This window comes from Allobosea sp. 05T439 (genome assembly GCF_056396005.1).
Window position 1 is genome coordinate 21,333 of sequence record NZ_JBFTKP010000053.1, and the last position, 12,987, is coordinate 34,319.

General features: G+C 65.3%; 12 protein-coding genes. 4 read left to right on the plus strand and 8 right to left on the minus strand.

Features of this window, described 5'->3' with window-relative positions; all coding sequences use genetic code 11:
- Window position 1: 1 nt before the first annotated feature.
- The 6 genes from AC1DIO_RS31790 to AC1DIO_RS31815 form a co-directional block, all read right to left on the minus strand.
- On the minus strand, window positions 2–808 hold the full coding sequence (locus AC1DIO_RS31790; RefSeq protein WP_476854653.1) for an ABC transporter permease: 807 nt from the start codon (window positions 806–808) through the stop codon (window positions 2–4).
- Window positions 805–1,689, minus strand: a complete 885-nt coding sequence (locus AC1DIO_RS31795) for an ABC transporter permease (protein WP_476854654.1) — start codon at window positions 1,687–1,689, stop codon at window positions 805–807. The genes AC1DIO_RS31790 and AC1DIO_RS31795 overlap by 4 nt, the downstream gene beginning before the upstream one ends.
- Window positions 1,686–2,771, minus strand: coding sequence for an ABC transporter ATP-binding protein (locus tag AC1DIO_RS31800; protein WP_476854655.1), 1,086 nt, complete (start codon window positions 2,769–2,771; stop codon window positions 1,686–1,688). Before AC1DIO_RS31800 ends, AC1DIO_RS31795 begins: the two co-directional genes overlap by 4 nt.
- Window positions 2,768–4,075: an NAD(P)/FAD-dependent oxidoreductase gene (locus AC1DIO_RS31805; RefSeq protein WP_476854656.1), complete on the minus strand. Its 1,308-nt coding sequence runs from the start codon at window positions 4,073–4,075 to the stop codon at window positions 2,768–2,770. Before AC1DIO_RS31805 ends, AC1DIO_RS31800 begins: the two co-directional genes overlap by 4 nt.
- A gap of 2 nt (window positions 4,076–4,077) precedes the next feature.
- Window positions 4,078–4,911, minus strand: a complete 834-nt coding sequence (locus tag AC1DIO_RS31810; protein ID WP_476854657.1) for an IclR family transcriptional regulator — start codon at window positions 4,909–4,911, stop codon at window positions 4,078–4,080.
- Between the two features lie 532 nt (window positions 4,912–5,443).
- Window positions 5,444–6,094, minus strand: a complete 651-nt coding sequence (locus tag AC1DIO_RS31815; RefSeq protein WP_476854658.1) for a DUF2239 family protein — start codon at window positions 6,092–6,094, stop codon at window positions 5,444–5,446.
- A 120-nt stretch (window positions 6,095–6,214) separates the two neighbouring features.
- Between AC1DIO_RS31815 and AC1DIO_RS31820 the strand changes: the two genes are divergently transcribed.
- The 3 genes from AC1DIO_RS31820 (at window position 6,215) to AC1DIO_RS31830 (ending at window position 8,412) form a co-directional block, all read left to right on the plus strand.
- A complete protein-coding gene (locus AC1DIO_RS31820; RefSeq protein WP_441507207.1) occupies window positions 6,215–6,550 on the plus strand; it encodes a GIY-YIG nuclease family protein in 336 nt (111 codons plus the stop codon).
- Window positions 6,551–6,566: 16 nt separating this feature from the next.
- Window positions 6,567–7,481: an alpha/beta fold hydrolase gene (locus AC1DIO_RS31825; RefSeq protein ID WP_476854659.1), complete on the plus strand. Its 915-nt coding sequence runs from the start codon at window positions 6,567–6,569 to the stop codon at window positions 7,479–7,481.
- Between the two features lie 619 nt (window positions 7,482–8,100).
- Window positions 8,101–8,412 (plus strand): hypothetical protein, encoded by a 312-nt coding sequence (locus tag AC1DIO_RS31830; RefSeq protein ID WP_441507209.1) that lies wholly within the window; start codon window positions 8,101–8,103, stop codon window positions 8,410–8,412.
- Between the two features lie 199 nt (window positions 8,413–8,611).
- Here the strand turns inward: AC1DIO_RS31830 and AC1DIO_RS31835 are convergent, their stop codons facing one another.
- Window positions 8,612–10,213, minus strand: a complete 1,602-nt coding sequence (locus AC1DIO_RS31835; RefSeq protein ID WP_476854660.1) for an ABC transporter substrate-binding protein — start codon at window positions 10,211–10,213, stop codon at window positions 8,612–8,614.
- Window positions 10,214–10,633: 420 nt separating this feature from the next.
- Here AC1DIO_RS31835 and AC1DIO_RS31840 point away from each other — a divergent pair, with 420 nt between their 5' ends.
- Entirely contained in the window at window positions 10,634–11,053 is a 420-nt protein-coding gene (locus AC1DIO_RS31840) for an OsmC family protein (protein WP_441507211.1), read from the plus strand.
- A gap of 194 nt (window positions 11,054–11,247) precedes the next feature.
- Here AC1DIO_RS31840 and AC1DIO_RS31845 read toward each other — a convergent pair whose 3' ends face one another.
- Window positions 11,248–12,459, minus strand: a complete 1,212-nt coding sequence (locus AC1DIO_RS31845) for a M24 family metallopeptidase (RefSeq protein WP_476769500.1) — start codon at window positions 12,457–12,459, stop codon at window positions 11,248–11,250.
- Window positions 12,460–12,987: the final 528 nt, after the last annotated feature.

Genomic DNA, 12,987 nt, shown 5'->3' on the forward strand with positions numbered 1-12,987 from the left:
CTTATCCTCCCTTGTGTCGACTGGCGGGCCGCCGTCCGAGCAGGAAGGCGACGCCGATCACGGCGATCGAGGTGAGAAGCAGGATCGCCGAGAGTGCGTTGACTTCGGGCGTGACGCCGATGCGGATCATGCCGAAGATATAGACGGGCAGCGTCGTGGCGCCGGGGCCGGCGACGAAATAGGTGATGACGAAATCACCCAGCGAGCTGATGAAGGCGAGCAGCGCGCCGGCGAGAATGCCGGGGCCGAGCAGCGGCAGTTCGATGCGCAGGAACCGCTGCCATGCCGAGGCGTAGAGATCGCTCGCGGCCTCGATCAGAGCGGGGTCGAGGCCCGCAAGGCGCGAGCGGATCGGATAATAGGCGAACGGGATGCAGAACACGGTGTGCGCAAGGATGACCGAGAGCAGGCCGAGCGGCGCCCCGATCAGCACGAAGAGCAGCAGCAGCGCCACCGCCGTGACGATTTCAGGGACCAGCAGCGGCAGTCCGAGCAAGCCTTCGACGACACCGCGATAGGCCGAACGCGTGCGCGCGACGCCAAGCGTTGCGGCGGTCGCCGCTGCCGTCGCCAGGACCGTGGCAATGCTCGCCGTGATCAGCGAGTTCTTGGCCGCGCGCAGCATGTCGCCATTGTCGAGGACCGCCGCGTACCATCTGACGCTGAACCCGGTCCAGATCGTCGTCAGGTCGCTGGCGTTGAACGACAAGGCGACGAGCGTCACGATCGGCAGATACAGGAAGACGAGCGCGAGCCCGGCGATGACGCTGGCGCCGGGGATGCGCAGCAGGTTCTGGTCGCGCATCATGACAGGCGCTCCGCGCGCCGCCGCACCAGCGCAAGCAGCGCCAGCGACAAGAGCAGGATGAGCACGAGCACCAGCGCCAGCGCCGCTCCGAACGGCCAGTTGCGCGACGCGCCGAACTGGGCCTGCACGAGATTGCCGATCATCAGAGACTTGCCGCCGCCGAGCAGCTCCGGGCTGACATAGGCGCCGAKACAGGGCACGAAGACGAGAACGGCGCCCGCGACGATGCCCGGCATCGCCAAGGGCAGCACGACGCGGGTGAGGACGCGGAGCCGGTCGGCGCCGAGATCGAAGGCCGCTTCGATCAGCCGCCGGTCGATCCGCTCCAGCGCCACATAGACGGGCAGGATCATGAACGGCAGGAACGAGTAGGTCAGGCCGATCCCGGTGGCCCATGGCGTGTAGAGGATGTCGAGCGGCTGGCTCGTGATCCCGAGCCATAGCAGCAGGCTGTCGAGCTGGCCGCCATTCCGCAGGATCAGGATCCAGGCGAAGTTGCGCACCAGGAGATTGGTCCAGAACGGCACCGTCACCAGAAACAGGATGATGGCGGCGCGGCGCGGCGACAGCGTGGTCATGTAGAGCGCGGTCGGCAGGCCGATGGCGAGCGTCAACGCCGTGGTGATCGCCGCGAGACGGAATKAGCGGCCGAAGATCGCGATATAGTCGCTGTTGAAGGAGAGCGCGCCGAGCAGATCGCGMTCGAGCAAAAGCTTCTCGTAGGCGACAGCGGTATGGCTGCCCCAGAGCACGCCGCCGAAGGGTGCGCGCTCCAGCGTCGAGACGTAGACCATCAGCAGCAGCGGCGCGACCATGAAGGCCACGAGGAACAGCGCGGCCGGCGCGGTGAGTGCGATATCGCGGGAGCGGAGCTCGTTCATGCCGCAAAGGCCCTGACGGCATCGCTCGGAAAGGCAAAGCCGCTGACCTGCCCGATCAGGGCCGTGACATCGGCATCTCCCGGCAGGCGGGCCCGCAACAGGGCCCCGCCCGGCAGAGACGCATGCAGCATCAGATCGCTGCCACGATAGACGGCCTGGCGGACCTGACCGCGCAAGCGCGATGTCTGCGCCGGCACGACGGCGACGCGTTCGGGGCGCACGACGAGCATCGCCTTCTCGCCCGGCGCAAGGAGGCCGGCATCGGCGACGGCGATCGGGCCATCATCGTCTGACGCGCCAGCCAGGCGGAAGCTCCCGCCATCCCCGCTTCGATCGACGCAGATCGCAGGCAGGAGATTGGCCTCGCCAATGAACTCGGCAACGAAGAGATTGGCCGGGCGCTCGTAGATATCGGTCGGTCGCCCGATCTGCATGACGGCGCCGCCGCGCATCACGGCGACGCGGTCGGACATCGTCAGCGCTTCCTCCTGGTCATGGGTGACGAAGACGAAGGTGATGCCGGTTTCGGTCTGAAGCCGCTTGAGCTCGATCTGCATCTCCTTGCGCAGCTTGAGGTCGAGCGCCGACAGCGGCTCGTCCAGCAGCAGCACTTTCGGTTCAGGCGCCAGCGCCCGCCCGAGGGCGACACGCTGCTGCTGTCCGCCCGAGAGCTGGGCGGGCCGGCGGTCGCCAAGCCCGTCGAGGCGCAGCAGGCGCATCATCTCGGCAACGCGCGCCCGAATGGCCTCGCGCGGCCGGCCGAGCATCTCGAGCGCGAAGGCGATGTTCTGCGCCACGCTCATATGGGGAAACAGGGCGTAGCTCTGGAAGACCGTATTGACCGGCCGGCGGTTCGGCGGCGTGCGCTCCATTGCCGTGCCATCGAGCAGGATCGCGCCCGAATCCGGATTTTCGAATCCGGCGATCATGCGCAGCAGGGTTGTCTTGCCGCAGCCTGACGGGCCCAGAAGCGTGAAGAACTCGTTCTTCAGGATATCGAGCGAAACGCCGCCCAGCGCTGGCTGGCTGGCGCCGGCGAAGGTCTTGCGTACCGACGAGATGGCGACGGCTGCATCGGTCATGGGGTTTCCTTTGCCGGCCGCGACGCGCGCCGCCGCATCTGCTGGAACTGGTCGCCGAGCTGGTGGCGCCAGTAGATGAACTGGAATGCGGCCCGCCCCGCCGAGCCTGCGGCGAAAGGCAGCCCGAACGGCGCGAAATGCCGGTAGCGGTCGTCACCGTCGGCGATGGCGCCGGCGATCAGCTCGCCGGCGAGCGTGGTGTTCACCAGACCCAAGCCGCCGAAACAGGCGGCAGCCCATAGTCCTTGTTCCAAGGGGCCGATCACCGGCATGCGGTGCCGGGCGATCGGCATCAGGCCGCCCCACGCCATCTCGACCTTCAGATCGGCGAGTTGCGGATAGATCCGCGCCATGTCGCCACGCAGCAGCCGCGCCAGCCGCGCCGCGTTGGGTTCAAGCGCGCTCGCCCGCCCGCCCCAGAGCAGCCGTCCGTCGGGCAGGACGCGATAATAATCAGTGGCGACGCGCGTATCCGAGACGGCGGCGTCGGTCGCGATCGCCTGCCTGATGCGCTCGGGTGCGGGCTCCGTCGTCATCACGAAACTCGCGACCGGCACCGTCGCAAGTCCCAGGCGCCTGTGGAGCAGGCCGAGATGCGCACCACCGGCAAGCACGACATGACGGGCGGAGACGGCGCCGGCCTTCGTCGCGACAGTCCAGGCCGTGCCCCGGCGCTTCAGCGAGACGACGGCGGCGCCTTCGTGCAGGTGTGCACCGTGCTGCGCCGCAGTGGTTGCCATGCCACGCGCCAGATTCAGCGGATGCAGCTGAAGCGACGAGGGATTGAGATACCCGTCGGCATAGCGATCGGTCGCGAGCATCGCGCCGAGCTGGGCCGCCGGCAGATGAACGAGGCCCGCATTGAAGCGCTCGTTCATGGCTGAGACATAGGAGCCCAGGCTGTCCGGGTGTTCCGCCATCCGGCACCGCAGGGCGCCGTGGCCGACGAGCACCGTCGGACCCAGCGCTTCGGCCCGGCGACGAACGATGGCGAGCGCCTCGCTGCTCAGCCGCCAGAGCGCCCTGGCTTCGTCGATGCCGACGCGATCGGCCAAAGCCGGCATCGCAATCGGATAGCCGCGCGTGGCAAGACCGCCATTGCGTCCCGATGCGCCCCAGCCGATGCGGTGCGCCTCCAGCAGGATGACGGACCGCCCGCGCTCGGCCAGCGCCAGCGCGGCTGCGACGCCGGCAAGGCCACCGCCGACAATGCAGGTCTCAGTCTCGTGATCTCCGTCCAGCCCCGGCCAGCGCGCGTCGTCGGTTCGCGTCGCCGCGTAATGAGTGGGTGGGTAGCCGCTCATCGCTAGTAGCCACCACCGGCGATCAGGCGCGCGGTCGCGACAGCCAGCGGTGCGAACCGCTCGCGCACCGTGCTCTCGTCGAATTCGGCATAGGACATGGCGATGTGAACCGCAGCCCGCGGCAAGCCGCGCATATCGACCACGGGTGCCGAGACCACGATCTCGCCAACCAGGGTTTCCTGCACGGAGATCGCGAACCCATCCGTCCGGGCGCGGTCGATCGCCGCCATGATCTGATCGACATCGGTGACGGTATAGGGGGTCAACTGCCTGCGGTTGCTGCGTTCGACCAGGGCCAGGGCTTCCGCCTCCGACAGGCGCGACAGCATGGCCCGGCCGCCGGACGCGCAGAAGGCGGGGATGCGGCGGCCGACCAAGGTTGCGCCGAACGCCTCCCGCTGGCTTTGCAGACGCACGACGTAAAGAATGTCGGTGCCGTCGAGAACGCTGAGATCGACCCGCTGCTGACAGTTCTGGCGGAGGTCGGCGAGATAGGGGGTCGCCACCTCGACCAGCGGATCGCTGCGCAGATAGGCATAGGCGAACCCGAGCGCGCGCCGCGACAGACTGTATTTGCGGGTCGCCGGATTCCTCTCGAGATAACCGAGCGCATAGAGCGAGAACGTGAAGCGCTGCGCTGCGCTTTTGTCGAGGCCGGTCGCGGCTGCGATCTCGGTGATGCCCATCTMGCGCTGATCGGGAGTGAAGGCTTCCAGCACCGCGAAGCCGCGCTGCAACGAGCCGACGAACATGGGGCTGGCAAGCATGCGCGCCCGATTGTCCTCTTCGCTTTCGGAACGCTCAGGTGCCTCTGCGGCATCCTGCTCATCTCTCATCGCGCTCTCCCTCGTTTCCCCGAGCTTATTCGCGCACATGAATATCGCAATAAGATCTTTAGTATTTTATTTTAGACAGAGAGTTCCGCCGTGGTGGGCCGTGTGATCCCCGGAAAGGGCGGTTGCCCCCGGGGGCGGCTGCCCCTGAGGCAACCGCCGGATGAGTCCGGACGCGATCGACGGGCGTCCGGCGCCGCAAGGCCGGTTCGCTTTGTTTCCAGCCTGACCAAGCCCTTGCCGCGTTCACAAGGAGAGGCCGGCTCGCGGTCGTCGCGATCTCAGCGCATCAGATCGTCCCGCGCGGCCGGATCGTCATCGCTAAGGCATCGGCCCGAAAAGTGGATTGCGGTTTTCGGAAAAGCCGATGCAAACACAGAAGGTTAKATCATCGGACCGGATACGATATCCGGTCCGATGATCTGGTGGATAGAATCTGACGTCTGGTAACCGGCCACGATCGTCCTTCCGGCTGGCGGAAGGACGCCAGGGACTATGCGGATTAGCTGACGTTCCGAAGGTCGCAGGAGGGTGGTTAGCGGATTGTTGGATCCGCTTCCTGAGGGGCGCGAGGCGGACATGATCCAGTCGCCAGCTTCAAAGCATGGCGTCTTACGTCCGGCGGCCAAGCGTTCATGCGGTCGGCAAAGTCCCGATCCTCGCCCGCGAACAAGGACCGGATAGTATCCTCGAAGCCAGGAAGGTCACCGGCCAATGCGTTGAGAAAGCGGTAGGCGGCTTCGCGCGCGGCCTTGGCTTGGGTCTGGCCGCCATCGGATCGGCGAGCCTCGTCTACGAGGCGCCGTAAAACCTGTGATGTCCCGCCGGGCTGCGCGGAGAGCCATTCCCAGTGTCGGGGAAGCAGTGTGACCTCTCGGGCGACGACGCCTAGTTTCGGCCGCCCACGCCCGCGAGGCTCTGCATCGGTGTCCGAAGCCGTTTGCGTCCTGGCCGCCGCTGTCTCTCGCTTCCCCCGCTCGCTGAGACGGACCACGACTTCGGCGGTCGTGCCTCGCAGGTCGAGATCCACGACGGAGCCCGTAGCATCGTCGAAGACGAGAATGGACGCGTCAGCGCGGTCGCCTTCAGCGGCCTTGATCGCCAAGGCCACGTCAATCAGAGATCCAGCCGCCAGCTGCTCCGTGCCGACGAAAGCGGTGCAAATCTTGGACAGGTAATCGGACACAGGATCCTCCATTGCGAGTTATTACCCGGCCAAAAAGGCGCGCGTCAATATTATCCTGGTAATATTGCTTTCTCAAACTGCTTCGGCTAGCTGTCGCCGCCGTCAGGAGGCGCTCACGTCGTGAAACGCGAAGATCGGAAGGCAGCCGTAGCGGCCTATCGGAAACGAGAGATCGCGACCGGCATCTACGCCGTTCGCTGCATACCCACAGGTGCGGTCTGGGTGGGACAAGCTCCTGACTTGTCCACGATCCAGAACCGGCTTTGGTTCACCCTCCAGCTCGGAAACAACACGCATCGTTCCCTCCAGGACGCGTGGCGCGCCGAAGGACCGGAGGCATTCACGTTCGAGATCATCGAGCGTCTTGAGGAAGAAGAGAGCGACTATGTTCGCGCTCGCCTGCTGCAAGAGCGCCTCACGCACTGGGCAGACAAACTTCAGGCTACCCGGATTTGACGGCTGGAAGCGGGCGATGATGAAGAACCTGAACAGTAACGGCATCACCCTGGCCTATGACAGCTTCGGTGAGGAAGCGGCGGAGGCCATCCTGCTCATCTCCGGACTGGGGACGCAGATGATCCGCTGGGCTGAACCCTTTTGCTGGGAACTGGCCGCGCTGGGTTATCGCGTCATCCGGTTCGACAATCGGGATGCCGGGCGTTCAACCTCCTTCGCCCAGCATGGAACCGTAGATGTCGGAACGTTGGTGTCTCTCCTCATGGCGGGACAGCGGCCACCTGTGACCTACACACTTGCCGACATGGCCGCGGATGCAATCGGCCTGCTTGATGCCCTCTCCATCCCGCAGGCCCATGTTGTTGGGCGCTCGATGGGCGGGATGATCGCTCAGATGATGGCGAGCGAGTACCCGTCCCGTGTTCTGTCGCTCACCTCGATCATGTCGGCGACGGGAAACCCGGCCCTGCCGTCGGCAGAACCGGACGCCATGACGATGATGATGCGGCCCGCACCCGATCCAATCTTGGACGAGGCGGGCTTCCTTGATCACGGCGTCGCCTTCGCACGGCGCGTCGCTGCCACCGCTTATTCGTTCGACGAAGAGGCTTGCCGTGCGCTCCTCGGGGAGGAGGTTCGGCGAGGTCGTGTACCAGGCGGGTTCGGGCGCCAATTTGCGGCAATTGCGCTGGCCGGTGACCGCCGGTCACAACTGGCTACGATCAAGGCGCCGACCCTCGTCATTCACGGGACGAACGATCCTCTCGTTCACCCCGACTGCGGTCAGGATACCGCAGCGTCAATCCCGGATGCGGAGATGATGCTGATCGATGGGATGGGACACGATCTGCCCGCGCAGCTCTTCAGTACCGTGGCGCACGCCATCGACCGAACCGCCCGCCGTTCGCGGCCGTCGATTTTCGGAGCATAGGAAGGCACCTGTGGCCGCAAGTGAGTTCGGCGTCGGCTTCCCGGAGAGCCACCTCCCTGCTCCAATGGCACATATGGATGGAAAGCTGAGATTTGGCTGGGAGCCAAAGGCGGACATGAGAAATTGAAGGTATCTCCGGCCTGCCATCGCACGGATCGCAATCGGCCAGATGATTACTTTCTGAACTCAAGCTTGCGGTGACTGGCCGGATTTTCCGTTCACTTCACTTTCGCGATAATCGGAGGCTTCCAGGTGCCGTCGAGGATAGCTTTCTCCGCCATCGTCGACGCGCGGCCGGATCGTCACCTTGGCCTTCCGCGAGGCCGATGCCGCGCCGATCAGCGCCAGTGGCAGGCGCGCCGTCACCCTCACGCCGTTTGCGCGATTGGAGGCAACACGCGGGGATTGCGAACCTCACCGATGCGTGAGTAGCCMGACACCCGAAACGGGTGTCAACGTAGGAGTGCCACCGCAGGTCATGCGAGCCTGCTGCCGGCGTGGTGCGCGAAGATGCACCGGATAACGACGCTTCGGCGCCGGCATTGCCCCGTCAATGCAGGCGTCCGCCCACAGGAGGCGACTACGACGTTTCTCACGACGCGATAGGGAGCAAACAGCCATGAAGCCACTTGTCACTGCCAGCCGCTGCGCCAAGACCCTCACCCTTGCGCTGGGCACATCGCTTCTTGCCACGATGGCACTTGCGCAGGAGGGCCCAAACCTACGGACAATGCAGTGTGCCGAGGCCAAAGCCCTGGTCCAGTCGAAGGGCTCCGCCATTCTCAACTCGGGCCCCAACATCTTCAATCGCTACGTCAAGGATTCCGCGTTCTGTGCGGAGGACATGTATCTCACGCCCGCCTGGGTCAGGACCCAGAATTCGAGATCGTGCTTTGTCGGCTACACATGCTCCGACAACCGTGATGACTAGAAGTCCCGGCTGATGACAGGAAGTCCCCAGTGGAGCGGCCTCAGCGCTTGAGACCCAGGCGTCCACGCGACGCGGGAGAGCTCAAAAGAGGCGCGGAGCCGTCGCCACAGGTCGACGCTGCGTCGGACGTAAGAGCCCGGGCGGCCCGTTGCAGGGCCGGCCGCCCGGGTGTCGAATGGCCGTCGCCGATGTCAGCGCATCAGTTCGTCCTGCTCGGGCGGATATTCATCGCCAGCGTGTCTTCGTCGACGCGCGGCTTGATCGTCACCTTGGCCTTCTGCGAGGCCCATGCCGTGCCGATCAGCACCAGCGGCAGGCGCGGCCGGTCCTTGCCGATCAGCGCTCCGGCCTGCTCGAGCAGGTTGCGCCGCTTCGCCTCGTCGAGTTCGACCCCGGCGGCGTCGATCAGCCTGTCCAGTTCGGCATTACTGTATCCGGTGACATTGTAGCCGCCCAGTCCGCGCGCGATATCGGCGGTGTGGGTCAGGGCCGCCAGCGTGTAATGCGCTTCCCCCGTGGAGGTGCTCCAGCCGTAGAGGGTCAGCGAATATTCGCCGCGCTGCCGTGCCGGGAACAGGATCGTCGTCGGCTGCCCATTGGAGACGGCATCGATGCCGACCCTGGCGAGCATCTGGACGACGGCAGCGCCAACCTCCTTGTCACCCGGCAGACGGTCGGTGGTGAAGCTCAGCGTCACCCTGAAGCCGTTGGGAAACCCGGCCTCTCCGAGCAGCTGCCTTGCGCGTGCGGCATCGGGCCTGGTGATCGGCAGATCGCGATTGAACCCGAAGATATTGGGTGTCACGAGCTGGCCGACGGGTTTGCCAAAACCTTCCATGGCGATCTCGGCCAGGGCCTGGCGATCGATCGCGAGATCGAAGGCTTCCCGGACGCGCGGATCGAGGAAGGGGTTCTTCGGCAAGGGCGAGCCGTCCCTGGCGAAGACCTGAGGGCTCTTCTCGCGGAAATCGAAGTCGACATTGAACAGATAGATCGTGTCCGTCTTGGTGACGGCGAGCTTGGGATCGCGGCCAAGCGAGGTCACGTCCGAGAGGGGCGCGCGGGCGATCAGATCGACCTGGCCCGCCTTGAGTTGCGCGACCCGCGAGGCATCGTTTGGAATCTCCTTGCGCACCACGCGCTGCCACGGCTCCTTCTCGCCCCAGAAGCCGTCAAAACGCTCCAGGACCAGCTCGGAGCGCGGCGTCCACGAGACGAATTTGTAGGGCCCGGTCCCGATCGCGGCCTTGCCGGAGTTGAAGGCGGGATTGGCCGCCTCCGCCGTCAGCAGCTCCTTGGCGGCCTTGGACGAAACGATGAAAAGGCGCACGAAATCGTTGGGCAGTGTCGGCGCCGGGCCGTCGGTCTCGACCCGCAGCGTATAGGGATCGATGATCGTCACGTCCTTGACGCGGCGGACATAGACGGAGACGGGGCTCGGTCCCTTGATCTGGCGCGAGCGCTCGATCGAGAACTTGACGTCCTCGGCCGTGAAGGCGCTGCCGTCATGGAAGACGACGCCCTGGCGCAGCTTGAATTCCCAGGCGGTTTCCCCAACCGGTTTCCAGCTCAGCGCGAGCCGGGGCTCGAGCTGAAGCTCGTCGCCCGCCCAGACCAAGGTGTCGAAGACATGCTTCAAGGTCTCGGCATGCGTCCCCGTCGAGGTGAAATGCGGATCGACCGATTCCGGGCCGGCGCGAACGCCGATCGTCAGGGTTTGCGCGAAACCCGGGGCGGCTAGCGAGAGGGCCGTGCCGAAAGCCAGGGCGGCGAGCGAAAGGGAAAAGCGCTTCTTCATCATGGAACCGTTCTTGGAGCCTGGGGCGGCCGATATCTGGCCATGCGGACGCGCTCGGAAGAGTTCCGAGACGTCGGCAGGAGGGCGGTGGTGGGGAAGGGGGGATCTGTCGCGACGCGGCGTCGCGATAGATTTGTGGTCAGGAAATAGAATAGTTCTAGCTAGTGATCGAGCGTAATCGAGATAGACTTGCTTCTATAGGAGGTCGATCGCGATCATGTTGAATGATATCGAGCGGAGTGATTGAACGTCAACGAAATTGAATTGGCGATTATGCGGGCACGTCCAGAAATTAAATCCCTAGATAGCGGTCGTTCTGAAAGTTATTTCTTTTTTCAAAATTCGGCGTCGCAAACTCTTATGCATCAAAGCTTGGGCGGCTAGTGTGCCCGTCCAGTCAGTCGAACAGCAGGACAAGAGACGATGAGCGGACGATACAGCGTCACGGCCTCCACCTCCGGGGCGCCCGGTCGCTATGTGATCGAGGGGCACGGCAAGGTCCTGCTGTCCGATTCAGCCATGGTCCGGCAGATCCCTTCGGTCGCGCCGGGACCGATCGAGCTTTTGGTCGCGGCCTTGGGGTCCTGCGCTCTCGCCAGCGCCGAAAGTGATGCGCTGGAGCATGGCATCGCCTTCCAGGCGATCTCCGCAGCGGTGGATGCGACGCGCGACGAGCAGGACGAGACGCGCTTCTCGGCGATCCATGTCGCCATTTCGGTCACGGGGGTGTCTGCGGCCGAGGCGCCCAAGCTGCTCGGCCACCTTCTCGATCAATGCCCGATCTTCAACACCTTGCGCCGCGGTGGCGGCGAGGTGACCGCCGCAATCGCCGCGCTGCCCTGAGCGGCCCACATATTCGCAGGCGGGCCGATGCTTCGGCTGGTGTCGAGGGCCTGGGTCCCGCTCGCCAGGATTTATCGACATTCGCCCGCCCGGTGGGCAGGCTCTTCTTCTTCTGCCTCTGCAACCCAGGCTGAACCCTGGGTCGCAGGAGCGCAGGCGCGTCCCTTGCTGCGACTTGCCTTGCCGCGAGAGGCTCAGGCTTCGTAGCCGAAGGGATCGTCGACGCTATGGGCCGGCTGCGTGAACCAGCGCGCACCGCCTTCCGCCATATAGGCGATGTCCTCGAGGCGAACGCCGAATTCGCCGTAGATGCACATCATCGGCTCGACCGAGAAGCACATCCCCGCCGCCAGCGGCGTCCGGCTGCCCTTGACCATGAAAGGCTCCTCGTGGATCTCGAGGCCGAGACCGTGGCCGGTGCGATGGGGCAGGCCCGGCACCTTGTAGCCGGGGCCGAAGCCTGCGGCCTCGATCACGCCGCGCGCAGCCTGGTCGACGGCCTCGCAGGGCGCGCCGAGCACGGCCGCCCCGAACCCGGCGAGCTGTGCGCGCTTCTCCAGGTTCCAGATCTCGCGCTGACGCTCTGTCGGCTCACCGAAGACATAGGTTCGGGTGATGTCGGAGTGATAGCCGCCGAGCCTGGTCCCCGTGTCGATGAGCACCATGTCGCCGTCCGCCAGCGTCTGCGGATAGGGGACGCCGTGCGGATAGGCGGTGGCTTCGCCGAACTGCGCGGCGCCGAAGGTCGAGCTCAGCCCGAGCTTGCGATGGGCGCGGTCGAGGAATTCGACCAGCTCCGTCGTCGTCAGGCCGACGCGCAGCACCCGCGCCGCAGCCCGGTGAACCTCCATGGTGATGTCCATGGCACGCTGGATCAGCGCGATCTCGGCTGCCGATTTCAGCTGGCGGCAGGAAGCGGCGATCGGGCCGCCGCTGGCGAAGCTGTAGCGGTTGCCGGCCTTGCGTAATCCGTCGGCGATGAAGAAGGGGGTATGGGGGTCGAGTGCGACGGTGCCGCTCTCATAGCCGAGGCTGCGGATCGTCTCGACGACGAGCGCGGTCGGGTCCTCATGCTCTTCCCAGCAGCGCACATCCTCGCCGAACTGCATGTATTCGCGCGTCTTCGGCTCCTCGAAGGCCGGGCTGAGATAGACGATGTCGCCCTCTGCCGGGATGATCGCGCCATGCAAGCGCTCGGTGAGCTTGAGCTGGATGCCGGTGAAATAGTGCAGGTTGGCCGAGGTATCGAGATAGAGCGCCTGCAGCCCCTGCTCGCGCAGGAGCGCTTGCGCCTTTGCGATGCGGGCCTTGAACTCGGCGACCGCGATCGGCTCGACGCCGGACGTCATCGAATTCAGCCTGGCGAGTTCCGCCTCGAAGCTCGAGCCTCCCACCCCAATCGTCATCGGTCGTCATCCCCTTGGTTCGTTCGGTTCCCGGAATGCTGTTCCGGCGCGCGCTGGCACGGCTGGGCGATAGATCCTGGCCCGTCGTCCCGCTGCAGTGCGTGTTGATAGTGCCTTGCATATTATTCGTCGACAATGACGCGAAAGGCATCGCCGGGTTGCGATAGCGCGTGCGTGACCCTCGCATCGATCGATGATGCGCTCAGTCGCTCCGGGCAGAGGGATGTGTGGCACGGCGGGCGAGCGCTGTGCTAAGTTGGGCCCGTCGCGTGCAGGCGAGATGAGGCGCCGGCTCGTCCGGTGGGGGATCGCGGTCATCCCGCGGATGCCGAGCCCCACAATTCGTCACGCCGACCTGATCATGAGGCGCACTCCCACGTTTGGTCGACGGGAGGACAGACCGATGCGACACACCCTGACCGACAAGGCGTTTGCGGTGGCCCTGGTCCTGGCCGCGACATCGCCAGCCTGGGCGCAGGATCACGCCCCGGGTTCAGCCAATCCCTCACCTGCAGCTTCAGCCACGAC